The organism is Shewanella waksmanii, from assembly GCF_043643685.1.
In the GTDB taxonomy this organism is placed as follows: Bacteria; Pseudomonadota; Gammaproteobacteria; order Enterobacterales; family Shewanellaceae; genus Shewanella; species Shewanella waksmanii_A.
Genome location: NZ_JBHZSN010000016.1, coordinates 24,672 through 50,372, shown reverse-complemented (window position 1 = coordinate 50,372; position 25,701 = coordinate 24,672). Strand labels below are relative to the sequence as shown.

The 25,701-nt window shown below is 43.4% G+C and carries 25 protein-coding genes; 8 read left to right on the top strand and 17 right to left on the bottom strand.

The window, feature by feature from the left end; all coding sequences use genetic code 11:
- Window positions 1–34: 34 nt before the first annotated feature.
- On the bottom strand, window positions 35–1,504 hold the full coding sequence (gene bepA / locus ACHUFW_RS19415; RefSeq protein WP_394205499.1) for a beta-barrel assembly-enhancing protease: 1,470 nt from the start codon (window positions 1,502–1,504) through the stop codon (window positions 35–37).
- A 187-nt stretch (window positions 1,505–1,691) separates the two neighbouring features.
- Between bepA and ACHUFW_RS19410 the strand changes: the two genes are divergently transcribed.
- Together ACHUFW_RS19410 and ACHUFW_RS19405 are read left to right on the top strand one after the other, a co-directional pair.
- Window positions 1,692–1,937: a sulfurtransferase TusA family protein gene (locus tag ACHUFW_RS19410; protein WP_394205445.1), complete on the top strand. Its 246-nt coding sequence runs from the start codon at window positions 1,692–1,694 to the stop codon at window positions 1,935–1,937.
- A 46-nt stretch (window positions 1,938–1,983) separates the two neighbouring features.
- Window positions 1,984–3,069: an AI-2E family transporter gene (locus ACHUFW_RS19405; protein WP_394205443.1), complete on the top strand. Its 1,086-nt coding sequence runs from the start codon at window positions 1,984–1,986 to the stop codon at window positions 3,067–3,069.
- 48 nt (window positions 3,070–3,117) lie between these two features.
- On the opposite strand, the gene ACHUFW_RS19400 is transcribed toward ACHUFW_RS19405, so the two are convergent.
- A complete protein-coding gene (locus tag ACHUFW_RS19400; protein ID WP_394205498.1) occupies window positions 3,118–4,005 on the bottom strand; it encodes a LysR family transcriptional regulator ArgP in 888 nt (295 codons plus the stop codon).
- A gap of 118 nt (window positions 4,006–4,123) precedes the next feature.
- On the opposite strand from ACHUFW_RS19400, the gene ACHUFW_RS19395 reads away from it, so the two are divergent.
- Window positions 4,124–4,735, top strand: a complete 612-nt coding sequence (locus ACHUFW_RS19395; protein WP_394205441.1) for a LysE/ArgO family amino acid transporter — start codon at window positions 4,124–4,126, stop codon at window positions 4,733–4,735.
- A gap of 41 nt (window positions 4,736–4,776) precedes the next feature.
- Here the strand turns inward: ACHUFW_RS19395 and bcp are convergent, their stop codons facing one another.
- Both bcp and ACHUFW_RS19385 read right to left on the bottom strand, forming a co-directional pair.
- Window positions 4,777–5,247 carry a thioredoxin-dependent thiol peroxidase gene (bcp, locus tag ACHUFW_RS19390; RefSeq protein WP_394205439.1) on the bottom strand — a complete coding sequence of 157 codons (471 nt, stop codon included), beginning with the start codon at window positions 5,245–5,247 and terminating at the stop codon, window positions 4,777–4,779.
- Window positions 5,248–5,265: 18 nt separating this feature from the next.
- A complete protein-coding gene (locus ACHUFW_RS19385) occupies window positions 5,266–5,805 on the bottom strand; it encodes a glycine cleavage system transcriptional repressor (protein WP_394205438.1) in 540 nt (179 codons plus the stop codon).
- Between the two features lie 243 nt (window positions 5,806–6,048).
- Here ACHUFW_RS19385 and dapA point away from each other — a divergent pair, with 243 nt between their 5' ends.
- The 5 genes from dapA to ACHUFW_RS19360 all read left to right on the top strand — a co-directional run bounded on the left by dapA (window position 6,049) and on the right by ACHUFW_RS19360 (window position 15,033).
- Window positions 6,049–6,936 (top strand): 4-hydroxy-tetrahydrodipicolinate synthase, encoded by an 888-nt coding sequence (gene dapA, locus ACHUFW_RS19380; RefSeq protein WP_394205436.1) that lies wholly within the window; start codon window positions 6,049–6,051, stop codon window positions 6,934–6,936.
- A gap of 1 nt (window position 6,937) precedes the next feature.
- On the top strand, window positions 6,938–8,056 hold the full coding sequence (gene bamC / locus ACHUFW_RS19375; protein WP_394205434.1) for an outer membrane protein assembly factor BamC: 1,119 nt from the start codon (window positions 6,938–6,940) through the stop codon (window positions 8,054–8,056).
- 219 nt (window positions 8,057–8,275) lie between these two features.
- Window positions 8,276–10,660, top strand: a complete 2,385-nt coding sequence (locus ACHUFW_RS19370) for a bifunctional diguanylate cyclase/phosphodiesterase (protein WP_394205433.1) — start codon at window positions 8,276–8,278, stop codon at window positions 10,658–10,660.
- Between the two features lie 195 nt (window positions 10,661–10,855).
- A complete protein-coding gene (locus tag ACHUFW_RS19365) occupies window positions 10,856–11,941 on the top strand; it encodes an efflux RND transporter periplasmic adaptor subunit (protein ID WP_394205431.1) in 1,086 nt (361 codons plus the stop codon).
- Window positions 11,938–15,033, top strand: a complete 3,096-nt coding sequence (locus tag ACHUFW_RS19360; protein WP_394205429.1) for an efflux RND transporter permease subunit — start codon at window positions 11,938–11,940, stop codon at window positions 15,031–15,033. Before ACHUFW_RS19365 ends, ACHUFW_RS19360 begins: the two co-directional genes overlap by 4 nt.
- A gap of 135 nt (window positions 15,034–15,168) precedes the next feature.
- Here ACHUFW_RS19360 and ACHUFW_RS19355 read toward each other — a convergent pair whose 3' ends face one another.
- The 13 genes from ACHUFW_RS19355 to ACHUFW_RS19295 all read right to left on the bottom strand — a co-directional run bounded on the left by ACHUFW_RS19355 (window position 15,169) and on the right by ACHUFW_RS19295 (window position 25,594).
- Entirely contained in the window at window positions 15,169–15,345 is a 177-nt protein-coding gene (locus ACHUFW_RS19355; protein WP_394205428.1) for a DUF2897 family protein, read from the bottom strand.
- 20 nt (window positions 15,346–15,365) lie between these two features.
- A complete protein-coding gene (gene kdsB, locus ACHUFW_RS19350) occupies window positions 15,366–16,103 on the bottom strand; it encodes an 8-amino-3,8-dideoxy-manno-octulosonate cytidylyltransferase KdsB (RefSeq protein WP_394205426.1) in 738 nt (245 codons plus the stop codon).
- A 60-nt stretch (window positions 16,104–16,163) separates the two neighbouring features.
- Window positions 16,164–17,234 (bottom strand): 3-deoxy-alpha-D-manno-octulosonate 8-oxidase KdnB, encoded by a 1,071-nt coding sequence (gene kdnB, locus ACHUFW_RS19345; protein WP_394205425.1) that lies wholly within the window; start codon window positions 17,232–17,234, stop codon window positions 16,164–16,166.
- A gap of 75 nt (window positions 17,235–17,309) precedes the next feature.
- Window positions 17,310–18,494, bottom strand: coding sequence for an 8-amino-3,8-dideoxy-alpha-D-manno-octulosonate transaminase KdnA (kdnA, locus tag ACHUFW_RS19340; RefSeq protein ID WP_394205423.1), 1,185 nt, complete (start codon window positions 18,492–18,494; stop codon window positions 17,310–17,312).
- A gap of 197 nt (window positions 18,495–18,691) precedes the next feature.
- Complete coding sequence (gene can, locus ACHUFW_RS19335) at window positions 18,692–19,303, bottom strand: carbonate dehydratase (RefSeq protein WP_394205421.1); 612 nt, start codon at window positions 19,301–19,303, stop codon at window positions 18,692–18,694.
- A 97-nt stretch (window positions 19,304–19,400) separates the two neighbouring features.
- Window positions 19,401–20,255 carry an alpha/beta fold hydrolase gene (locus tag ACHUFW_RS19330; RefSeq protein WP_394205420.1) on the bottom strand — a complete coding sequence of 285 codons (855 nt, stop codon included), beginning with the start codon at window positions 20,253–20,255 and terminating at the stop codon, window positions 19,401–19,403.
- Entirely contained in the window at window positions 20,252–20,962 is a 711-nt protein-coding gene (locus ACHUFW_RS19325; RefSeq protein WP_394205418.1) for a M15 family metallopeptidase, read from the bottom strand. Before ACHUFW_RS19325 ends, ACHUFW_RS19330 begins: the two co-directional genes overlap by 4 nt.
- Complete coding sequence (gene dapE / locus ACHUFW_RS19320) at window positions 20,953–22,086, bottom strand: succinyl-diaminopimelate desuccinylase (RefSeq protein WP_394205417.1); 1,134 nt, start codon at window positions 22,084–22,086, stop codon at window positions 20,953–20,955. Before dapE ends, ACHUFW_RS19325 begins: the two co-directional genes overlap by 10 nt.
- Window positions 22,086–22,427, bottom strand: a complete 342-nt coding sequence (locus tag ACHUFW_RS19315) for an ArsC family reductase (protein ID WP_394205415.1) — start codon at window positions 22,425–22,427, stop codon at window positions 22,086–22,088. Before ACHUFW_RS19315 ends, dapE begins: the two co-directional genes overlap by 1 nt.
- Before the next feature lie 177 nt (window positions 22,428–22,604).
- Window positions 22,605–23,114: a PTS glucose transporter subunit IIA gene (gene crr, locus ACHUFW_RS19310; protein ID WP_394205413.1), complete on the bottom strand. Its 510-nt coding sequence runs from the start codon at window positions 23,112–23,114 to the stop codon at window positions 22,605–22,607.
- 71 nt (window positions 23,115–23,185) lie between these two features.
- Complete coding sequence (gene ptsP / locus ACHUFW_RS19305; RefSeq protein WP_394205411.1) at window positions 23,186–24,889, bottom strand: phosphoenolpyruvate--protein phosphotransferase; 1,704 nt, start codon at window positions 24,887–24,889, stop codon at window positions 23,186–23,188.
- Between the two features lie 11 nt (window positions 24,890–24,900).
- Window positions 24,901–25,173 carry an HPr family phosphocarrier protein gene (locus ACHUFW_RS19300; RefSeq protein ID WP_394205409.1) on the bottom strand — a complete coding sequence of 91 codons (273 nt, stop codon included), beginning with the start codon at window positions 25,171–25,173 and terminating at the stop codon, window positions 24,901–24,903.
- A 28-nt stretch (window positions 25,174–25,201) separates the two neighbouring features.
- Complete coding sequence (locus ACHUFW_RS19295; RefSeq protein ID WP_394205408.1) at window positions 25,202–25,594, bottom strand: ACT domain-containing protein; 393 nt, start codon at window positions 25,592–25,594, stop codon at window positions 25,202–25,204.
- Window positions 25,595–25,701: the final 107 nt, after the last annotated feature.

Genomic DNA, 25,701 nt, shown 5'->3' with positions numbered 1-25,701 from the left:
AGCGGAGTCACAAAACACCCGCTCATTTTTTCAGCTATTGAAGTGCTTCAATGGCTTTCTTAGACTGTTTAAATTGTCTAATTCGTGCCTCAATTCTTGCAAGTTGTAGTGGATCTTTTTCAGACAGCCGGTAGGCAAAATTGAGTTGGTCAATTGCACCTGAGTAATCAGCACCTAGCGCCATCGTTTCAGCTTTGACGAAATGTTCCATCGCCTTATCGCCGGTTTTTTTGTAAGCATCACTTAATAAGAATAACGGCAGCTGGTTTTGTCGATCCAAGAAGATCATTTCTTCAAGCAGAGGTATTGCTTTACTGGCCTTGCCAGCCTCTATATAGGCATGGGCTAAATTGGTATTAATAACCGATGATGTTGGTTTTAAACGGCGGTGACGTTCAAGCAACGCGATTGCGCCATCAAAGTCTTCTTTTTCGATGAGTAAATCTGTTTTGGTGTCGATATAGAACAGGTTGTTTTTATCTTTTGCTAACAGGTCGTCAATAATGGACTCGGCATTGTCAAACTGCTTAATTCTAAAGAGCGCCAATGCTTTTCCGTATAACGCAGCTTCACGGAACTCGTAACTATGTCTTTGTAACTGGCGTTCAAACAGCATCAGGGCAGCATCATCGCTATAGCTACTAAAGCGCACCTGAATACGCGATTTAGCGAGTTGATAGTCTAGATTATCTGGAATATAACGATGTGGGTATTGTGCTGCTCTGTTACGAGCTTCGGTAATTCGAGACTCGGGCAGGGGGTGAGTAAGTAACATTTGTGGTGGCTTAGATGTAAACCGATACCGTGATGCCAACTTTGAGAAAAAATCTGCTGCGCCATTAGGGTCAAAACCCGCATCAACCAGAATTTGCATGCCAATGCGATCAGCTTCTTTTTCGTGTAAGCGCGTGTAGTTTATTTGCGCCTGAGTAGCTAACGCTTGGGTTGTTGCAAGCGCTGCCATACCCGCCTGAGGTGCAGCAATGGTTAACAAAATAGCGCCTAACATTCCAGCCATTGTCGCAGTGGAGCTTTTTTGTTGCGCTTCAATAGATCGTGCTAAGTGGCGTTGAGTAACGTGAGTAATTTCGTGGCCAAGTACTGAGGCTAACTGACTTTCATTATCGGCATTAAGAAACAAACCGGTATGGACGCCAACATGACCACCAAAAAAAGCAAATGCGTTAATTTCATCGTTACGCAATAAGAAGAAATAAAACGGCGTTTTTACTCCGGTGGCATGTGCCACTAATTTGTTTCCAAGTTCTGTAAGATACTGATTAAGTACAGGGTCGTTAACAACAGGTGCCGATGAACGTATCACCCGCATATAGGCATCACCGTACTCAATCTCTTTTTCCAAACTAAAGGTATTGACTGCCGCGGTACCTAAATCAGGCAGATCATTATTTGCAAAGGCCATTGGCGTGGTGACACTAAACATCAATGAGGCGATGCCTGCTAGCAATTGCTTTTTGGTTTTGATTTTATTAATCAAGCGAATCCTTACAGTTTCTTACGTTATTAGCAGTATATTTTTACTGTTGATACAAAAACATACTTTTGAAATTAGCCCAAATAGCGTGTAAATCGTTATTATTGTTTGTCGTACTCGATGTCTGGCAATCATAGCTTGAGCTTTCATCGGAGACTAAGGATAATGGCCTTAGTTTGTCTTTAGCAAGTTGATTATGATTTTTCTTGATTTAACTCCGTATAAATGTCCGTTAGCCTTGGTAAAATTGAAGCTTGCGTTAAAAGAGTTACCACATCAAAAGGTCTTGTCTGTTACCTTATCTGACTCTGGAAGTCGGCAAGATGTTCCCCGCTTTTTACAAAAAGCACAATATCCCTATCGTATAGTCAGTGATACAGCGCATCACTATGTGATAGAAATAGAAAATAATAATAGTGTACTGCATGCAGCGGAGCAGTGAAAATTTTGGCAATAGGGTGGCTTGCCACCTAAGTTTAGGAATGTGAATGTTAAGCCTATTAAGTAAATGGTACAAAGCGCGCTTTAGCGATCCACAAGCGGTCACCCTGGTGATGATCATCATTGGTTTAGCGCTCATTTTATATTTTGCAGGCGGTTTGTTAGCGCCATTGCTTGTGGCTTTAGTGCTGGCCTTTCTATTGGAATGGCCCGTTGCGCAAATGCTACGACTGGGGATGAACCGCTCGACGGCCGCGTCACTTGTATTAGTGTTGTTTGTTGGATTAATGCTGCTTGTGGCCTTGGTATTAATGCCGAGTGTCTGGCGTCAGGGTGTCGCGTTGATATCGGATCTGCCCAGTATGATTGATAAAGGGTTAATCACTGCACAAGGTTATATAAATCAATATCCGCAATTTATTGCCGCAGATCAGCTTGATAGCATGGTCAACCAACTGAAAAAAATGTTGGATACACAACATTTATTAGATTTTGGTAAGCAACTGTTAGGTTATTCGGCTTCACTGCTAGTGCTGATGGTCTATGCCATTTTAGTACCTTTATTGGTGTTTTTCTTTCTAAAGGACAAAGACACGTTAATTCAAGGAAGTAAACGTTTTATCCCAACCAATCGTGATTTGGCACGTAAAGTTTGGTATGAAATGCACCAACAAATCTTCAATTACATTCGCGGTAAAGTTATTGAAATCATCATCATTGGTGTCGTCAGTTATCTGTTTTTTGCCATTATGGATTTACGCTATGCGGCGTTACTTGGGGTATTAACCGGACTGTCAGTGTTAATTCCCTACGTGGGTGCCACATTGGTGACACTGCCAATTGCCTTGGTGGCATTTTTCCAATGGGGTATTAGCCCGGAATTTGGTTATCTAATGTTAGGTTATGGCATTATTCAGGCCTTAGACGGTAATTTGCTGGTGCCGATTTTGTTTTCCGATGCAGTCGATTTGCACCCGGTATTTATTATTGCGGCAGTATTAGTATTTGGCGGATTGTGGGGAGTATGGGGCGTGTTCTTTGCGATTCCTTTAGCCTCGCTGGTAAAAGCTGTGATCAATGCTTGGCCAAAGCTTCCTGAAGAGGAAGAGGCCAAAGACATTCAGCAGGATTAATCCAAATTACCCCTAGCTCCTCAATTCCGTGCAAACTGGATTGAGGGGCTAGATCAATTGTTTGCTGGCAACGGATGCTAGTGCGCGATAAATAATGCTGGTGTGTTTAGCTTTAATGTTCCAATGCTGCCAATATAAAGACACATCCATATGTGAACTTGGACTCATATCAATTAAATCACCACTATCTATCCATTCCCTCGCTTGTAAATGACTAACTAGCCCGTAGCCCATGCCCAATTTAATGGCTTCTAAAAAACTCTCTGATGATGGGATTTGATGTTCTACCCATTGTCCCGGTTTCATGGAGAAATGCTGTGCTAGGAATTTTTGATGCAATAGATCTTTGGTATTGAATACTACAGCAGGAGCCTTTGCCAAGGTTTTGCGGTTGACGCCGTCTGCGAAATATTGCTGGTAAAACGCGGGCGTTGCGACACAAAGGTAACGCATATCGCCTAAATGGTCGCTGCTGCAGCCAGCCAGAGCTTTAGAGGTTGTCGTTACGCAACCGACTGCGTCGCCGGTTTTGAGTAAGTGGTGAGTGTGGGATTCATCATCAATAATGAGCTCAAGTAGCCAACCGTGACGTTTAAATACGCTTGATAGTGCAGGTAGAAACCATGTGGCTAAAGTATCAGCGTTAACCGCAATACTGACTTTTACTGGCACATTGATATCTTGATAGCCAATTTCATGATTGAGTTCATCTTCTAACAGCTGTACTTGGGCAAAATGGCGTAATAGCCGTTTACCAAAATCAGTCGCTGTGACCGGATTTGAACGAATGACGAGTGTTTGCCCTACACGTTCTTCAAGTTGTTTTATCCTTTGAGAAACCGCAGATTGGGTGATACACAATATGTTTGCCGCGCGCTCAAAACTACCTTGCGCAATGACTACCGATAATGCATGCAATTGGCTGTAATCGAACATCATAATCTCCTTAATCTTGTTATAAGTATAACTTATGAGGCATTAAAATTATTAGTTATATTTATTTTTGTTTTATCACTAAACTGCGGCTATTCATTTAGTTGTTGGAGTAAAATCAGTGCACGCTTTCGTTCAAGGGGTAGGGATAGGCGCAAGCTTAATTATGGCAGTCGGCGCTCAAAATGCGTTTGTATTAAAGCAGGGGTTAAAGCGCCAGCATCCTATGCCAATTGCGGCATTATGCTCATTTATAGATGCGGTAATGATAATGGCAGGGGTGGCAGGTTTTGGTCATTTGATCCAAGCTTTTCCGTTAGTCAAAGATATTGCCAGCATCGGTGGGGCGTTATTTTTGTTTATCTATGGTGCAATGGCATTAAAGTCATCATTTACCGAACATACGATGGAGCAAGCGACGCAACATAAGGGGCAAACTCTTAAAGCTGCGGTGTTAACCACTTTAGGCATCAGTTTACTTAATCCGCACCTTTACCTTGATACGGTAGTGTTACTTGGCAGTATCAGTACTCAGTTTGCTGGTAATGAGCGTTCAATGTTTGGTGCAGGCGCTGTACTTGCGTCTTTTATCTGGTTTTTCAGCTTGAGCTTTGGCGCTCGCTTTTTGAGCCCATTGTTTCAAAACCCTAAATCTTGGTGCTACTTAGATAGGTTTATATGGTTAACCATGTGGGCTATTGGTTTTGGTTTGATCTTTCCCTATTTTAATTAACCATAATAAAAAGCCCTCATCGCGATGAGGGCTTTTTTATCTTATTCACCTTTAAGGTGTGATAGCACGACTTCATGGTGTTCTTTAGTTTTAAACTTGTTGAACACGTGGGCGACTTTACCGTCTTGCCCAATGAGAAAGCTTAGGCGGTGGATACCGTCATATACTTTACCCATGAATTTCTTTTCTCCCCAAACACCGAACGCATCAGCGATAGCATGGTCTTCATCGCTCAGTAGTGAGAAATTCAGTTCATGTTTTTCTGAGAATTTAGCAAGCTTTTTAACAGGATCAGGGCTAATGCCAAAAACGGTAACCTTAAGGTTATTTAACTCACTGGCGCTATCACGTAAACCGCAGGCTTGAACTGTGCAACCAGGAGTCAGTGCTTTTGGATAAAAATAGACGAGTACTGGACCCTGTTCTAATGCTTGTTGTAGCTCACATGATTGATCAAACTGGTTTTGCAAACTAAAACTCGGTGCGACATCACCAACCTTCAAAGTATTCATATCTGTATTCTCGCCTTTTTAGTTGTTTTCTATGCCTTGCATGCGTTCTATTTGACAGCTTAAAGACATTTCTGCTGCAAGGTCGTTGATCGATATTTCGAGTTTATCAATGTCTACCTTTTCTGGCACATTGATGGTTAAAAATACGTTTTGGATTGGAGAGCCTTGACTGTCTTCTTCAGCATGAGAGCGAACGGCAGCAAGATCAAGTGAGCGGTCAGCTAAGAATTGGGTGATTTTCTTCATGGTACCGCGCTGATCTTTACCATTAAATGTGACTTCTAAGCGGCTAACGTAATTACGTGGGGTATGCTTTGAAGTGCGCTTGGTGACAGTCATTAACTCTAGTTCAACACTTAATGCAGGTAAGCTGGTTTCCATTTTGGTGATTGAGGCCCATGATCCTGACATCATCATAATCAACGTAAATTCATTGCCAAATAAGGCCATCCGACTATCAACAATATCGCAATCACACTCACTGGCTAGTCGAGCAAACCTACTGACAATTCCTGGACGGTCGCTACCCAGTGCAGTAATGACTAGATGGTTAGACATGAAGCTTCCCTCATAGTAGTGCTGTTATTTGTACATTATCCCGCCAAATTGGCCGGGTGAAAATTTCGAGGGCGCAATGTTAGCATAACTTGCTGGTTTTGAGAGCCCCGTCGACGTAATCTGTTCAAGAAATCAAGAGTATATTGTTCTCAAATACGATAAGTTTCAACATTACGTTGTAGTGCTTGTTTTTACCTTTGAGCCTAAGTACCATAGCCAGTCCTGAATCCTTGGGGAAGTATCATGATAAACGGAAGCATTGTAGCCTTAATCACACCAATGAATAGTGATGGCTCAGTCGATTATGCAAGTCTTGAAAAGTTAGTTGAGTACCATATCACCCAAGGTACTGACGCCATAGTAGCAGTTGGTACCACAGGCGAGTCAGCGACTCTACCCATAAAAGAACACATTGAAGTCGTTTCACAAACCGTCAAATTCGCTGCAGGCCGCATTCCTGTCATCGGTGGCAACGGTGCCAACGCTACCGCTGAAGCCATTGAGTTAACCAAAGGCCAATCACAAGTAGGTGTCGCTGCGATGTTAGGCGTGACTCCTTATTATAATAAGCCTTCTCCTGCTGGACTTGTTGCCCATTATAAAGCGGTAGCAGCAGCGACAGATATTCCACAAATCTTATACAATGTGCCTGGCCGTACTGCCGTTGACATGCAGCCAGAGACCATCGCTCAACTGGTTGATGTAAAAAACATCATCGGTGTTAAAGAGGCTACAGGTGATGTGAGTCGAGTCGCACGTTTACGTGAGTTATGCGGCAATGAGTTCATGCTTTATAGCGGTGACGATGCCACCGCACGTGAATTTCTAACACTGGGCGGCAATGGTGTTATCTCTGTGGCCAATAATATTGTGCCTAACGCGTTTAAGCAGATGTGTGATGCTGCTTTATCGGGTGATTCTGAACTAGCAAAGACTATAGAGAAGCAGATTAGTCCGCTGTTTAGTGCCTTATTTTGTGAAGCTAACCCTATTCCTGTAAAGTGGGCGGCTAGACAGATGAATTTGATCAGCAATGGTCATATTCGTTTGCCGTTAACGGAACTTTCTACCCCAAATCATGGTCTGTTGCTAGAAGCGATGAAAAATGCCCGAATAGAGGTTAACCTATAAAATGCTAAAGCAAGTCACCCCTGTATTACTATTGCTCGCCGTTACCACTGCGTGTAGTACTCCCGTTGATCGACGTCAAGCCAATGGCTCTGAAGATTATGTCAACGTTGAAACCACGCCGCTACTGGTAATCCCAGAGGGCTTAAATGAGCCTACCTATAGCAATGAATATCAGATCCCAGAATTAGGTAACCAGGCTGATAGCACATTAGTTGGTAAAACGTTAGATATTCGTCCTCCTTTGCAAGTACTGCCAATGGCTGAAGGTACCCATGTAGAAGAGGGCAGTGAAAATATTAAGATTGTTGTTGAATCTATCGACAATGATATCGATCTTAAAGAAGAGCTGTATAACGTATTGAAAGAATACTTCGCCAGCAAATCTATTGATATCGTTAAAGAAGATTATGAAGCCGGTATCATAGAAACGGGTTGGATTGAGGATAAACAGGTCATTGACTCTAGTTTCTGGGGCAGTGATGAGGTTTATGTGTTGCGTCAACGCTATCAATTTGATGTTGATGTGCGCCCCCATGGTAGAAGCGGTAGTTTGTTGATCGATTTGATTGAGCATGAAGAAAGCTTTGATGGTAATCAGAAAGATGTGTTCTTAAGTGGTGAAGATAAACGTCGCTATACCATCGATATGCTGAACAATGCTGTTGCCTATATCAGTATTAAGCGAGCACAAGCCCTTAAAGCGAAGCGCTTGAAAGAGAGCCTAGGTATTGATGTAGCTTTGGTTAAAGGCCAAGTGGATGAAGAAGAGCAAGCTAGCTCAAGCTATTGGATCGCCGATGCTCCTTTCAAACGTACTTGGGATAGACTGCGAATAGTACTACCTGAACTAGGGTTTGAAATTGTTGATATGGATAGCAACAAGGGCTTGTACTATATCAATGTCACCGACGATTCAGGTTTCTGGAGCTCATTATGGAGCGAGAAAAAGCTGCCGATAGATGAAGGCTCTTATCGCTTACTACTCAAAGATGCTGAAGAAGCGGGTAAAACCCGTATCGACCTTCACAATGCTGAAGATCAACCATTAAGTAATGAAGTGGTTGAAGCAGTGTATGACGGATTAGCTGAATTGATGAGTGAGGACCGAAAAGTCCGCTAAATATTCTCATCATCTCAAGCATAAAAAGAGGCCTGTTGGCCTCTTTTTTTATGGCTGATAGGTGGTAAAAACCTGCGCTTATTTCACTATCCATGTTAACAAGTTGTTGCGCCAGTGAGGCGGGTAACCTATAGTGAGCAATGACTCTAGCTTTAACGTCTCAATTAGCTGGACGACTATAATAAGAAAGGTTGCCTGATAGTAGTAGGGAGCGACTCTATGAAGCGATTGCTTCAGTTACAAGAAATAGAAGCGACAAATCTTAAGATTGTCAGTGAATTTGCAGTGGATTTGCTTAGCGCGAAAACCGTTGATGACATCCTCTGGCATGTGGCACACAATGTTGTTTCACAATTAGGTCTAGATGATATCGTTATCTATTTGATGGATAGCGAACGTCAGCACTTGGTGCAGAAGGCCAGCTTTGGTAATAAAAACCCCGCGGGCAAACTTATTTTGTCACCAATTGCCATTCCTATTAATGATGGCATTGTCGGAAAAGCCGCCCGTGAAAGAGTCCCCATTCGTATAAGCGATACTCGCCTTCACCCGGAATACATTGTCGATGACGAAGTCAGGTTATCTGAGTTGGCGGTTCCGATGCTTGCCGATGGTAAAGTTGTTGGCGTGATTGACTCAGAGCACCCAGATAAAGATTTCTACAACAAACAGCATGAAAGAACAGTGTTCGCATTAGCATCGATTGCCGCGGTAAAAATTCAAAAACTACAGACTTTACAGCAACTACAACGCACCGTAAAAGAGCTGGAATACAGCAGCAAAATCCAAGATTCTTTGTTTGAAATTGCTGAAATCATTTTTGAAACCGATAGCATGAGCGGTTTTTACCAAAAGCTGCATAGTTGTATCGGTAAACTGACTTTTGCTAAGAATTTTTATGTGGGGCTACTCGACAATGATTCGGCAAGTGTTCAACTGCCTTATTATGCCGATGAGTTTGATAATGATGTTCAGGGTCGCACATTACCATTGCATGACGAAGTCGTTAGTATCACCAGTTATGTGCTACAGAGAAACTCGCCATTGCTTGTTTGCGAAAGTGAAATTCAGCATATGATTCAAAAGGGATTGTTAACGGTAAAAGGAACAATACCTAAGGCATGGTTAGGTGTGCCATTTGGAGATGAAAATTTCCGCGGTATTGTTGTGGTGCAAAGTTACAGTGACAGCTACCTATTTACTGAAAATGATAAACAGCTTCTGATGTTTGTCGCCAAGCATATTCGCAATGCTATTGAGCGGAAAAATGCCAAGTCAAAAATGGAATTTCTGGCGTTACATGACCCATTGACCAAATTACCTAACCGCTTGTTGTTTGCTGACCGTGTTAGTCATGCCATCGATAATATCGAAGCAGACAGCATATTGGGCTTAGCCATCTGTTATCTCGACTTAGATAGGTTTAAACAAATTAATGACAGTCATGGTCATCACATTGGCGATAAGTTGTTGATAGAGTTGAGTAATAGAATTAATGCCTGTTTACGCAAGCAAGATACCTTGTGTCGATTAGGCGGTGATGAATTTGCCATACTTATTGAAGATATATTTAGTGTTGATGAAGTTAAACGCACTGCTCAGAAAATTATAGAAGTGCTGAACAAACCCATTAAGATTGACGGACTAGAGGTGATGGTCTCGGTTAGCATTGGCATAGCTGAACACTTTTATGGTGGCGACAGCGCAGAGCAACTATTGGTAAATGCCGATGAGGCCATGTACCAAGCAAAGCTTAAAGGGCGCAGTCAGGTTTACTGTTTTGATATCAATAAGCGTAGCCAAACTTCATCATATAAATTGGAAACTGAGTTTAATCAAGCCGTTTCAGAACAGCAGCTATATTTAGTTTATCAACCGTTGGTGGCGTTAAGTAGTGGTCGGATTATTGGTGCAGAAGCCTTGATAAGATGGCAACATCCTCAGCTTGGCGCCATTTCACCCGCGCGATTTTTACCCGAGTTTGAGCGGGCAGGGCTGATGGGGAAACTGGATAATTACGTCATTAAACAAGCATGGCAGTTCTTGTCCAATCAACAAGCTAAGTTACCAGAGAATTTTAAGTTAAGTATCAACATTTCAGGTGAAGGGTTTAACTCGAGTAAGCTGATTGCACGGTTTAATCAGTTCTTTGCCGACTCGCCTGAATTACTAAAGCGTCTTACTGTTGAGATCACCGAGCAAACCATTGTTAGCTCGGTTAAAGAAACCCAAGAAACCATCAGTCGCCTTAGAGACATGGGGATCAGCATCTCGTTGGATGATTTCGGCACAGGATACTCATCACTTAGTTATCTGCAACAATATACGTTTGATTCGTTGAAAATAGATCGCTCGTTTATCAGTCATATGGAAGCGGGTGAGGGCAATCAAGCAATATTGGACGCGATTTTAAGTCTAGCTAAAACATTGGATATTGCGACGATTGCAGAAGGGATCGAAACTCAACATCAATATCAGTCTCTTCGCCAAATGGACTGTCAATATGCACAAGGTTTTTATATGTCTAAGCCGTTAAATCAACAGGATTTGTTACAGCTTGTCGCATTAGAGCCTGATTATGGGGCATTACACTTTGAAATATAGTTTAGCTTAAAAATAGCCAATAAAATCCACGCATTTAGCGTTATTTCAGTAGGTTACAATACTTTATATTCGAGATCGGGAAAGCGCTTTCATGTTATCAACATGTGAAACTTGTAAGCAAAAGTAAAACCCCTTGAAGCAGCTGTTTTGAAAGGTAAACTGTTTGCACTAAGATAGTCAGATCTCGGATATTTAATGAAAAAAATAATAATAATTCTGGCGTTAGCTGCGGCAGCATATGTTGCCTATTTGCAACTAAACCCAACAGATACCTCCCAACAAAAACGACAGCGCCCAACGCCTAATGTTGTCGTTGCTAAGGCAATGCTGTCCCCGGTTAGAGATGAAGTCGAGGCGCTAGGTACCAGCAAAGCCTATGAGTCTATTACTGTTACTCCCAAAGTCAGCGATGTGATCACCAACATTAACTTCAAAGATGGTCAGCTGGTGAATAAGGGTGATTTGATGGTGCAGTTACAAGACCGAGAGCAGGCTGCAAGGGTTACCGTGGCAAAGGTTCGTGTTAACGATCATCGCCGCGAGTTAGATAGAATTCGGACCCTAGTGACCAGCCAAACGGTTGCTGAACTTGAACGAGACAGATTACAAACCCTGATTGATACCGCCCGTGCCGAACTTGAACAAGCTGAGTCAGCTTTGAAAGATCGCCGCATTCGCGCCCCATTTAGTGGTCGTTTAGGTTTGCGCCAAGTCAGTGTAGGGAGTTTAGTCACACCTGGTACCGTGATCACAACCCTTGATGATATCTCTATCATCAAACTGGACTTTTCGGTGCCTGAACGATTCTTACAATCGCTACAGGTCGGCAAAGATGTTGAAGCAAAAGCCGTTGCTTATCCCGATGCAATTTTTAAAGGCAAGGTGGTGTCAGTTGATAGCCGTATTAACCCTACAACCCGTTCAGTGGTGGTACGAGCTGAAATCGTAAATCCTGATTTAAGACTGCTGCCTGGTATGTTGATGAAGGTCAATTTGATTAAGCAAAATCGCGAAGCCTTAATCATTCCAGAGTCAGCAATTATTCCTATTCAAAGTAACCACTTTGTCTATTTGGTTAATGATGAAAATGTTGTTGAACGCCGTCAGGTGCAGCTCGGTTTACGTAAACGTGGCTGGGTAGAAATTGTCGATGGTGTCGATCTTAATGAACAGGTGATGATACGCGGTATCTTGAAAGTGAAGCCTGGCGATACAGTCAAAGTACAATTCAGTGAACGTTTTAGCTTTTTAGAGCGAGCTAAGGTGGAACCGATAGTATGATCTTAACGGACTTATCGGTTAAACGCCCCGTCTTTGCTTCGGTTATTAGCATCTTACTTATCGCATTTGGGTTAGTGGCATTTGAAAAACTGCCTTTGCGCGAATACCCCAATATTGATCCGCCTGTGGTTTCAATTCAAACCAACTACCGTGGGGCGAGTGCTGCGGTTGTTGAAAGCCGCATCACCCAACTTGTTGAAGACCGTATCAGTGGTGTCGAGGGCATTCGTCATATCAACTCTTCCAGTCGAGATGGTCGCTCATCGGTTACGTTAGAATTTGATATTGATCGTGATATCGAAGCCGCCGCCAATGATGTTCGTGATCGGGTTTCAGGCTTGCTGAATAACTTACCTGAAGAGGCTGATCCACCAGAGGTGCAAAAATCCAATGGCGGTGATGAAGTCATTATGTGGCTTAACCTAGTGTCAGATCAGATGACCACCTTACAGCTGACTGACTACGCTAGACGCTATTTAGTTGACCGTTTTTCTGTGTTAGATGGCGTGGCAAACATTCGTATTGGTGGCGGCAAAGTCTACGCAATGCGAATTTGGATCGACCGCCAAGCCTTAGCGGCACGAAACCTAACTGTTGCTGACATTGAGCGGGTATTACGCTCAGAAAACGTAGAGTTACCTGCAGGGTCAGTAGAATCTGCTGAACGTCACTTCACCGTGAGACTTGAGCGTAGCTTTAAGAACAAAGATGATTTTGCCAGTCTAGTACTGACTGAAGGTGAAGATGGTTATTTAGTCAGGTTAGGTGATGTTGCACGGGTAGAAATTGGTTCTGAAGAAGAACGTATTACCTTTAGAGGCAACCGCGAAGCAATGATTGGTCTTGGGGTTTCTAAGCAATCAACCGCAAACACCTTAGACGTAGCCAGAGCTGCCAACAAACTGGTCGATGTGATAAACCCGACCTTACCTGCGGGTATGGAGATTAAACGCTCCTATGATAGCTCAGTATTTATTGAAGCATCGGTTAAAGAGGTTTACCAAACACTGTTTATCGCCATGGCGTTGGTTATTGTGGTGATATATCTGTTTTTGGGTAGCGTCAGAGCCATGCTTATCCCGGCACTAACGGTACCAGTATCATTAATGGCCACGTTCATTGTGCTCTATGCACTTGGTTATACCATCAACCTTTTGACCTTGCTGGCGATGATTTTGGCCATCGGGATGGTTGTTGATGACGCCATTGTGGTCCTTGAGAATATTCACCGCCGCATCGAAGAGGGCGATAGTCCGCTTAAGGCTGCGTTCTTAGGCTCGCGAGAAGTGGCTTTTGCTGTTGTCGCAACGACCTTAGTGTTGGTCTCAGTATTCATGCCGATCACTTTCCTGGAAGGTGACTTAGGTAAGCTGTTCAAAGAGTTCGCCGTCGCCATGAGTGCTGCGGTGATATTCTCAAGTATTGTTGCACTTACCCTTAGTCCGATGATGTGCTCAAAGCTGTTACAACCATCAGAGCAAGATCCTTGGTTAGTACGTCAAATAGATAAGGGCATGACGAGCCTGGCTGATTTTTATAAACGGGTATTAGCTAAAGCGATGAAACACTCATTTATTGTCAGTTCGGTAATATTAGCGGCGTTGGCAACGAGTGGTTATTTGCTAAAAGAAGTCCCTCAGGAGTTTGCGCCACGTGAAGATCGAGGCTCCATGTTCTTGATCGTCAATGGTCCACAAGGTGCCAGCTTTGATTATGTTCAACCTTATATGGATGAGATTGAAAACCGCTTAATGCCTCTGGTTGAAGCAGGGGAAATAAAACGCTTGCTTATCCGCGCGCCTCGCGGGTTTGGTCGTGGTGCAGACTTCTCTAATGGTATGGCAATTATTGTTTTAGAAGATTGGTCTGTTCGCCGCCCGGCCAATGAAATCATCGGTGATATTCGCGGTCGTTTAGCTGATTTAGCCGGTGTAAGGGCGTTCCCGGTGATGCGACAAGCATTTGGCCGCGGCGTTGGTAAGCCTGTACAGTTTGTACTTGGTGGTCCAAGTTATGAAGCGCTAGCACAGTGGCGCGATATCATTTTAGAAAAAGCCGAAGAAAACCCGAATTTGGTGGGTGTCGATCATGACTATAAAGAGACCAAACCTCAATTACGGGTTGTCATTGATAAAGATCGCGCGGCAGATTTGGGCGTTTCGATTTCCCATATCGGACGTACACTGGAATCGATGTTAGGTTCACGCTTAGTGACCACATTTATGCGAGACGGTGAAGAGTACGATGTGATTATTGAAGGTAATCGAGATAATCAAAATACGGCCAATGATTTAAGTAATATTTATGTGCGCTCAGACAGAAGTGGCGAGCTTATTCCGTTAGCAAACTTAGTGAGTGTTGAAGAGTTCGCTGATGCGAGTCAGTTGAATCGTTATAATCGTATGCGCTCAATAACGATTGAAGCTAACCTTGCAGATGGTTACAGCTTAGGTGAAGCACTGGATTACCTCAATGAGATTGCTTATACCTATCTGCCTGCAGAAGCGGTAATTAGTTACAAAGGGCAGTCGCTTGATTATCAAGACTCGGGCAATTCAATGCTATTTGTGTTCATTCTTGCACTTGGTATTGTGTTTCTTGTTCTCGCCGCGCAATTTGAGAGCTACGTTCACCCGTTGGTCATTATGCTAACTGTACCATTGGCTACGCTAGGCGCTCTGGTTGGGCTGTATTTTACCGGTCAAAGTCTCAATATCTACTCGCAAATTGGTATCATCATGTTGGTGGGGTTAGCGGCTAAAAACGGTATCTTGATTGTCGAGTTTGCCAACCAACTGCGTGATAAAGGCCTTGAGTTTGATAGTGCTATTATCCAAGCGGCTAGCCAGCGTCTGAGACCGATTCTGATGACAGGGATAACCACCGCAGCGGGTGCGATTCCGTTAGTGTTGGCTCAAGGTGCAGGCGCCGAGACACGATTCGTGATAGGGGTCGTGGTGCTATCCGGTATTATATTGGCGACCTTCTTTACCTTGTTAGTGATCCCGGTTGTTTATGGACTATTAGCCCGCAATACCGGTTCGCCTGAGGCTATTGCGCGTAAGCTCGAAATAGAGCTTAAACAAGACTAATGTTTTATCATCAATCGATGAGGCCTGTTTCATTGAAGAGGTTTACGAAGATTCATTAGCAAAAAAGCCAACGTTTAACGTTGGCTTTTTTTATTGGCAATTTTTTACTTTGTCGGGTAAACCTTGCTGATCTCGCTAGTCTGCGTCTGTTTTTTCGGGTGCTTCAACCTTGTCTTTGCCAGCTTTTGTCTTGTCATGATGTTTGCCAAATTGCGTCATCTTAAACTTAGCGCTGTATTTCAGCACCGCTAAGTTACTCGCGATTACTCCAACCACGAGTAATATCAGTAACGCAACTTCTAAATCAGACATGACGGTGCTCCTATCAAAGGTTAATCAACTGCAAGCCTTGCTTCACAAATTCGAATATCTTCAGGGGTATCGACTTCTGGCGAATCAAAGGCACTGATGGCAACTTTAATTTTATGGCTGTGCTCTATTGCTCGTAATTGCTCTAGCTTTTCTAAATCTTCTAAACGTCCTAAAGGAAGTTTAGCAAAGGTGGAGACGAACTTTTTGGTATAGGCATAAACGCCTAGGTGTTTATATACCGGATAGTCGTCAGTGTCGCGGCCAAAGGGGATGCGAGCACGTGAAAAGTACAAAGCGTAGAAGTTATTATCAAATACCATTTTTACGTGCTTTGGATCATTGAGCTCGTGCTCTTCAGTGATTTCAAAGCCTAAGGTTGCCATTTCAAATTCACCAGGGTGACGTTCAAAGAGGCTGATAATCTGTTCGATGGAGATAGGGTCAATAAGCGGTTGATCGCCTTGTAGGTTAATCACTAGATCATCGTCAGCTAGACCTAGTTGTGTAATGGCGTCTTCAATACGATCTGTACCCGAAGCTGCTTCTGGGTTGGTCATGACCACTTTACCACCAAAGCTTTCGACAGATTCTTTAATACGCTCATCATCAGTGGCAACATATATATTGGTTAAGCCTCGTGCTAAAGATGCACGCTCAACAACATGTTGGATCATGGGCTTACCGTTAATCGGCGCAAGTGGTTTCCCTGGAAAGCGGCTAGAACCATAGCGGGCCGGGATTAACAGAGTGACATTCATTACAATTACCTATGTTAAAGCAAAATTTGGACAGGACATTGGTCCTGTCCGTGTTCAGATTTAGATACGACGGAACAGCTTAGTGAGCATTTCGTCAGTCACTTTCTCTTCCCAACCTTCACCGTAAACATTGTCCCAAAGTGGGCCCATGCTCTTAGTGACGGCTACCATCTTAGCAATGGTCTCATCTGGCAGGTCTTTACAGATGTTTTTCGGTAATGTGATGTTGTGCTTTTTCATCATTTGACGGAATTCAGCTACGCCTTCTGGGTAGAATTCTTCTAGCACATCAAATGCCAAGCAGTTACCTATACCGTGATGATAACCTAATACATAACCAAGGCCGTATGAAACAGCATGACATGCACCCACTTGGCTATACGCGATGCTCATACCGCCCATATAAGATGCCATCATTAATTTGTCATCTTTCTCTGGGTGGTCATCTAGATATACTTCACGGCACAGATCCATCGACTTCTCTGCAAAAGCTTTTGCAAATTCATTCAGGTAAGTGCCTTCTAGTGACTCCACACAGTGAATGTAGCAATCCATACCTGTATAGAACCATTGATCTGTTGGTACACCGGCAATCAGCTCAGAGTCCATGATAATTTGGTCAAATACAGTGTAATCAGAGTTCAAACCAAGTTTACGTACAGGGCCACAAAGCACTGCTGTACGTGACGCTTCTGCGCCAGTACCGGAAACCGTTGGAATGCCAATATGGTGCACAGCAGGGTTGTTAATGAGATCCCAGCCTTGGTACATTGCACTACCACCTGGGTTGGTTAACATCAAAGAAACCGCTTTGGCTAAATCCAACGTTGAACCACCACCAAGACCAATAACGCTAACAGGTAGGTTTTGGTTAAACTCTTGAACTTGAATAGTCAGGTCGTCAACTTGCTTGGTTGTTGGCTCATCGTCAACATTGACATAGATAACCAAGTCATGGTCTTTAGCTGGTACTCGACCGCCTAGTGGCTTGTCTTGATGTACATCGTCAACGAGGAATACGACGAAATCGTCTTCCGTTTTGCGCTCTTCGCTTAGCACTTGATCGAGTTGTGCAAATGAACCGCGTCCAAAGATCATTTTTGGTACGCATTTAAAATTTTTAAAACTCATTACAAGCTTCTCCATTGAGACATTTATTGTAAAAAGTACTGCTACTGGTTATCCAGTAGCGCTGAGTAATTTCTATTAGGCGAAAGCGCGCTTGATATTTTCAATGCGCTGCTGAATCTCTTCTTCCGTCCAAGATAGTTTAATGAGCATTGAAATAGTTCGGCTCATAATGGCATCAGACTTAGGTACAGACACTTGAGTATAGTCAGGCTTATCATCAATTAATGTGATCGGTAGTGCAGCTGGTGCTTGAAGTTGTTGAATATGTTTCCAATTAGACAAGTAGTGCCAGTTGTTAACATACCAGTAGAAGCAGCCATCAACGCCGTTTTCAGCGAGTTTTTTATTGATCTCGATGGTACGTTCTTCAGTTGGCATGAAGAAGGTTAAGAAGCCCGCTGAATCGCCTTCTGGATCAGGGATTTCACGGAAAGTTACTTCTGGAATTTCCGCCATCGCGTCTTTAATCAGCTTTTTGTTGGTACGCTGAATATCAATAATCTTGTCTAGCTTACGTAGCTGGGCAAGACCCATTGCTGAGTTCATTTCTGAAATGCGGAAGTTTAGACCCATAATTGGGTGGCCTTCAGCACCGCGATCATTACCTACGTGGTCGTGGCCGTGATCAGAGAACATATGTGCATGGTTGTAGATGGTTTCATTGTTAGTTATGATCGCGCCACCTTCACCACAGGTGATGGTTTTCACGGAATCGAATGAGTAACAGCCAACATCGCCTATGGTACCAAGAGCTTGACCTTTATAGCTGCCACCGATGGCTTGGCAAGCATCTTCGAGGATCAGAATGTTGTGCTTTTCACAAATGGCTTTAATTTCATCCATTTTAGCCATAGAACCACACATGTGTACTAGGTTAATTGCCTTAGTGCGTGGGGTGATAGCCGCTTCAATACCTTCTGGTGATAAGCATAAGGTTTCGTCAATTTCAGCAAATACTGGAATTGCGCCAGCCATAAATACTGCTTCTACTGAAGCGACGAAGGTAAATGGCGGCACAATGACTTCATCACCAGCGCCAATACCTGCAGCTGCCATTGCGGTCTGCAGTGCAGCGGTACCACTTGATACTAGGTGGGCATGCTTTGCGTTCATTTTTTCGCAAAGTAGTTGTTCCATCTCACGCGTCTTCCAACGGTCATTACGCATGTGATCAAAGTTGTAACGGAAGGTAAAGCCATTTTCCATTACATCTGCAACTTCCTGTTTCTCTTCAGGACCAAATAATTCAAAACCAGGCATGGTGATTTCCTTAGAATTCGCTGCGCAATACGCGCTAGAAATAAAACATAACTAAAGGATTATAACTGGGAAGAGGGGACAACTGCGATGTTTATTAAGGATTATTTAAACAAATTTGTGAATAAATGGCTTAATAGCTTAAACCCTAGCCAATTTGACTGGGCTGACAGGCTAAGGCCGCCAGCCCAGTTGTCGATTTAGCCTTTTGCTAATGTACCGTTATCTATCGTGACGTCGAGATCTGAGAGTAGGCCATTTTCAACACTGTAGATCCAGCCGTGGATTGCGACTTGTTGGCCATTTTGCCAAGCATCTTGAACAATATTGGTGCTGGCGACATTGCCCACTTGTTCGACGACATTGAGTTCACACAAGCGATCAAATCGAGATTGCTCATCGAGTTTAGATAACTCATCTTCATGCAGTCTGGAAACGTCTCGTATGTGCCCTAACCAGTTATCGATAAGGCCGAGTCTTTCTGTGCCCAATGATGCCTTAATCCCGCCACAGCCATAGTGTCCAACTACCATGATATGTTTTACCTTAAGTACTTCAACTGCGTACTGTAGTACAGATAAACAGTTAAGGTCAGTATGAATAACCATGTTGGCTATATTGCGGTGCACGAACACTTCACCGGGCATTAAATCAATGATTTGGTTAGAAGGTACACGACTATCAGAGCAGCCAATCCATAAATACTCAGGGTTTTGTTGTTGCGCTAGCTGCTGAAAAAACGTCGGATCTTCTTGGTTAATTCGCTCTGCCCAACGGCGATTATTATCAAATAGAGGTTTGAGTAATTTCATGGGGTTATTAGGGTACCTATAATGAAGTTTTCCATTTGATCATATCACTTATCAAAAAGCTATCAGGTCTACTCTGTCACATGCTAAAAATGAGACATTAAGCAAGGTATTTACTCAAAAAATTGTGTAGCTGTTGACTGACAAACTGGCTTTGTTCAAGGGTAGAGATGTGTCCTGCATCGGCAATGTGGACAAATTCGCTACCATCAATGGCATCGTGCATTAAGTAACCTTCAATGATAGGTCTAGGTTTGTCTTCGGTGCCATTCATAATCAGACAAGGTAGGGTTAACTTGTCACTGTCTTCCATTAAGTCGCGTCGGCCAAAAATCATTTTACCTAGTCGCTCAACGGACTCGATAGACTCAGTAGGGTAGTTCAATAGATGGCTTTTAAATGAGTCAAATAGTTGTGGGTTTTGTGTTTGACAGTTGTCGGCAAAAAACAGCGGCGCTATCTGCTCAACCATTTCATTGGGTATATGTTGCAACATGCTCATGGTATCAAGCATTTGGTTATATTTATTGCGGCTCACTTCCGGTTCGAAGCCGATGAAGCAGCCTAGCATAGCCAAGGTTTTAACTCGCTTTGGTGCAAGTAGAGCAAGCTCTGCCCCCCACATGCCACCCACAGACAAACCGATAACCGAGAAATGTTCCACATTAAGGTTATCCATCAGCAACAAGTATTCACGTGCAATGTCAGTTAAATTTTGCGTCTCTTTGGGAAGTGTTGTTGATAGGCCATGTCCCCAAAGATCTGGCACGATGCAGCGATAGTGTTGACTCAATGAAGCGATCTGAGGCCACCACATATCACTGTCCCACAAGAAACTATGACCGAGTAACAGCACTGGGCCTTCACCAATATCTACATAACTGATTGAGCCTTGAGGCAGCTCAAATGTATGTCGATGATCATCAAGGTTAAGTGTCATATCAGCGAGCTTCATAAAAATTGTTCCTGTTTGTGTAAGTCTGGCGCCGGTGCTATTTTCATTACGTATTGATTTACTAGCTCAGGTAAGCGTGGCGCTAATGCTTGCTTAACCGCAAGGTCATGGTTGTTTATTATCAAGGCCAAATCTGCTGTTCTGAACAGCTTAAGCAAAGAGTGACTTGAAGGGTAGTAACTGTAGTGCCAAGGCTCAGGGCTCACACCACTTAATCCAGCCTGGTAAGGTCGGTAAAAGCCAAACTTATGGGCATGAGACTGCATCCAATTAAATAAGGCATGGCAAGGGCCACCTGGCATATATTCATCACTGACTAAACGTAAATCTGATTGAGATATGCAGTTGCTATCAAAAATATCGATGTCTGTACCCCAGTGATGGCGGGATGTGCCGGGTAGTGCTGACCAGATTAAAATAGTGTCGATCAAATCATTTGCATTTAGATTGTTCGCATCAACGAGCTGGTTATTTTTATCTAACAAGCGTCGTTTACCGCAAGCTTTGAGGTTCCAAATTTGCATCTGTTTGTCAAAGTCGCGATAAGCACTACAAATAGCGATATTTATGCCATCTTTCTGTGCGGCTTGCTGCATCTGCATCAAAGCTTTGGCGGTACTGGCTTCTAATAAATGACCTTGAAACTCAATCAAGTGCTGAGCATCAAGGCCATATAAAAAACCGTTGTCGATAGGTGTTACTTGCACAACAGCTTTTCCAAAATGCGCTCATAGCAACGGGCTAATAGGGCGAGATCGGCAACTTTGACACACTCATTAACCTTATGAATCGTGGCATTCACTGGACCGAGCTCAATAACCTGCGCGCCTGTTGGGGCGATAAATCGTCCATCAGAGGTGCCGCCTGATGTTTGCGGGTCTGTTTCAGTACCTGTGATTTCAGCAATCGCTTCTTTTGTGGCTTCAAGCAATGGTCCTTCGCCTGTTAGAAAGGGTAAGCCATTATAGATCCAGCTAATATCGTAATCTAACCCATGGGCATCGAGAATATTAAGTACCCGTTGGATCAATATTTCAGCGGTAACTTCGGTTGAATAGCGGAAATTGAACATCACCTCTAAACTACCTGGAATCACATTCGATGCGCCTGTACCGCCATTGATATTGGCGATTTGAAAACTGGTTGGCGGGAAAAACTCATTGCCATTATCCCACTTCATTCTAGCTAATTCGTCCAACGCCGGAGCGGCTTTATGGATGGGGTTCTCGGCTAAATGTGGGTATGCCACATGGCCTTGAACACCCTTAACCGTTAGATTACCGGTTAGACTGCCTCTTCGGCCGTTTTTAACGATATCACCAAGCTTATGGGTCGACGATGGCTCCCCGACTAAAGACCAAGTGATCTTTTCGTTTCGTGCCTCAAGGGTATCGATAACACGGGTTGTGCCGTTGATAAAAGGCCCTTCTTCATCACTGGTGATCAGAAAAGCTATTGAGCCATTATGATCTGGGTGATTGGCAATAAATCGCTCGGTCGCGACGACCATCGCTGCGAGTGAACCTTTCATGTCAGCAGCACCACGACCATGCAAATAACCATCAATGACCACGGGATCGAAAGGGGGCGTATGCCAGCGATTTAAATCGCCGGTTGGCACTACATCGGTATGGCCTGCAAAACAAAAGAGTGGACCATCATTACCGCGGCGTGCCCACATATTGGTGGTATCTTCAAACACCATAGATTCGATATCAAATCCAATCTGCTTTAACCTGTCTGCCATCAACTCTTGGCAGCCTTCATCTAGCGGAGTGACAGAAGGGCGAGAAATAAGGTCTTGAGCGAGCTTTAGCACATCATCTTGCATTAGCTTAAGGCCTCTTCATACTGTGCAGCTTTAAATCCGACTAAAATTTGGTCATCTAAAACCAGTACTGGGCGTTTAATTAATGTTGGGTGCTCGACCATCAAAGCGATAGCTTTTTGTTGATCAATACCTGCTTTATCTGCGTCAGATAAACCACGGAAACTGGTACTACGTTTATTGAATAATGTTTCCCAATCAACTTGTGTTAGCCATTGCTCAATAATATTTGCATCAATGCCGTCGGCTCTAAAGTCATGAAAAGTGACATCAAAACTATTATTTTCAAGCCATTTCTTGGCCTTACGTACTGTATCGCAGTTTTTGATTCCGTAGAGAGTCAACGTATTACTCCTTGAGCTTTAAATAGTGAAGGTCGGTTATTGTGTCATTGGCGCGAATGCGACTCAAGACCGAACGTGATGAAAAAAATTGATTATATGTATCATCGCCTTGCAGCTTGGTGCGCTATTAAGCAGCAAGGCTAATGGGTTGATAGGTTCGTTAAAGCTATGTACTACTTAAAGCTGTACTGAAAAGATAACGTCTTTGCCAGCTTCAATGGTGCCCTGATTTTTGTCTAGCTCTTTAATATCTTCCATATTAGCTAATACAACGGGAGTCAGTAGACTTTCTACCTGATCTTTGAGGTACTCAATATCAAACTCTAAAATTGGCTCACCCACTTTTACGGTTTGTCCCTCTTCAGCTAAGCGGGTAAATCCATTGCCACGCAGCTCCACTGTACCGACGCCAAAATGGACAAACAGTTCGAGTCCATGGGGGGATTCAATACTGAACGCGTGATTTGTTTCAAAAATCTTTCCAATGGTGCCATCAATTGGGGCAAGGATCTGATGTCCTTTCGGCGCGATAGCGATACCATCCCCGACAATTTTTTCTGCAAATACCACATCGGGGACTTTCTCAATAGCTACGATCTCTCCGGATACAGGCGCAAATACATCTATTCCACCGGCAATTTTGGTTTGTCCGGACACCAATCTACGAATACGGCTTAAAAATCCCATTTCGACGGCCTCTTTATCCAAATTACAGCTAACTTTCTATTTTAGTTACTAGCATACAGTAATAAATGCTTTTAGTAACAGTTTGTAAGCAGCTGATTGAGTTCATTTAATCTTTTTGTGTTTAACGCATTTTTAGCCAGTTGCTGGCATTGGTTTAATGTGAGATCACTTAGGGCTTGTTTCATTTCAAGCATGGCACTTGGATTGACGCTCACTTCGTCGATTCCCATGCCAACTAAGCAGGCTAACGCGGGCGGATAACTGGCAATTTCACCACAGACTGAGGTTAAAACGTTAGCGGCTTTTGCTTGATTAATGGTTTGCTGGATCAAGGTTAAAATGGCCGGCGACAAGGTCGGATATTGCGACACAAAATCCGGCGTACCTCGATCCGCGGCCATCGTGTATTGGGTTAAGTCATTGCTGCCGATACTGACAAAATCAACCAGTGGCAGTAATGAATCAAGGTTAAGGACACAGGCGGGAGTTTCTACCACGATGCCGATATGTAGCTGTCCAAAACCTTTTTCCTGATCATTAAGTTGTTGACGGCAAGTTTCTATTAAACTTAGCACCTGCTCAAGCTCTTCGACTTGGTTAACCATTGGGAACATTAGCCGAATAGCTCCGTGATTGGCAGCGCGCAAAATAGCGCGGATCTGTTCACAAAATAGCTTGGGGTGCGCTAACGAGTAGCGTATTCCCCTTAACCCTAATGCGGGGTTATCCTCATTAGTAATATTCAAACAAGGCACATCTTTATCGGCGCCGACATCAATGGTACGAATCGTTAAAGGCCGTCCGTTTAGTAACGTGAGCGCATCGCAATAGATTTGGAATTGCTGTTGCTCTGTTGGCGCAGTCTGTGCGTGCATAAACAGAAATTCGGTACGAAATAACCCAACGCCCTGATAGTAAACGTTTGATAGTTGGTTAATTTCATTTATAGAGCCTACATTTGCCTGCAAACCAACTAAATAACTGTCTTTTGTTTGCAACGGCAATGGCTGATATTTATTGAGCCGTTGTTGCTGCTGCTTAATGTTTGCCTGTTCAGTATGCAGGGCTTTAATTTGCTCATCACTTGGATTGATGTGCAGTTCACCGGTGCGGCAATCGATAGCGACGGTGGGACAGTCAGATAATAGATCAAAATCGACGCTACAATTGACCAGTGTGGGTAAACCAGAGCTTCGAGCTAAGATTGCGGTATGACTTGATAAACCGCCGATCGCTAGCACTAATCCACTGATTTTGTCTAACGGTAACAGGGCAAATTCAGCGGGAGTTAAGTCATGAGCGATGATGATAGATTGTTCTGGCAGGTTTTCAATATTCTGGCATTGTCCACAAATCAGCGTATTGATCAGCCGCTGACTTAAACAGCGGATATCATTTGCACGAGCAGCTAAGTAGGGATCATCAAGCCCTTCGAGCTCTAATACTTGTTTGGCAAAGGTGCGCTCTACTGCGACGGCGGCTGAAAACTGCTGGCTGCTAATGGTGTTGCTTATTTCATCGATGAGTTCCTCATCTTCAAGCAACATCAGATCCGATTCCACTAAGGCATAAGATTCGCTGTCTTGCGGGCACTGTTTTAAAGCACGCTTTGAAAGGGCAATTAATGCCTCAAACCCTTTAGCGAGCTTTTGCTGCTCTTTGCCCACTGCAGACTTGCTGATTAAGCGGTAGTTAAGCGCTTGATTGTCTGGCTTAAAAGTTATTGCTTGTCCAATTGCAATGCCCTTAGATACAGAAATCCCCTTTAATGCCATGTGATGCCTTTTTAACTGAGAGTGACTAAAAGTTCTGAAACATGTTCAACTGCGATGTTGGCCTGTTCACCTTGTGCAATAACATTGACGCTAACGCCTTTATATAACCCTAATGTTTGCAATTTAAATAGGCTTTTGGCACTGGCCTGCTTGCCGTTACATTCCACAATAATATCGCAATTGTAGCTTTTTGCTGCTTTGACAACTAAAGCGGCAGGGCGGGTATGAATACCATGTTCTGCAATGATGGTAACGGTTTTTTGGCAGTGTTGTGTTTGTGTCATCAATAAACCTCAATTGACGCGATTACTTCTAAGAGTCGTATTCTACAATTTTGTAGCTCTTACGCGAAAGTGCGTTAATGGCGTCTTGAAGCTTTTCTTTTTTTACCAGTATGTAGTCAGTATCAAAAGTGGATATGGCAAAGATGCTGATGCCTGCATCAGATAGGGCACCTGAGACGCGTGATAATATGCCAGTCATGGAAAACCCGAGCGGGCCCATGACTTCAAAACAGCGCCAGTCATCTTCTTGCTCTAAGCTATCCAGGCTTATATCACTGGGAACAACAATAGAGAGTTCATCTTTGGTTTTACCGATGAAATACATCTGTTGGCTAAAAACGACGGGATCAATTGGGGTGTCGGGGGCAAAACTATGGATACTGTAGAGTTGCTGGTGCACTGCAAGTGTCATTCTAGCCATTAATGTTCCTTATTTAAGTCAATGAAGGTCCATAAGATTTATCGCTAGCTTAACACATATTTTTGTCGGTGAAAGAGGCACCAAGTGGTGCCTCTGCATCAACGGTA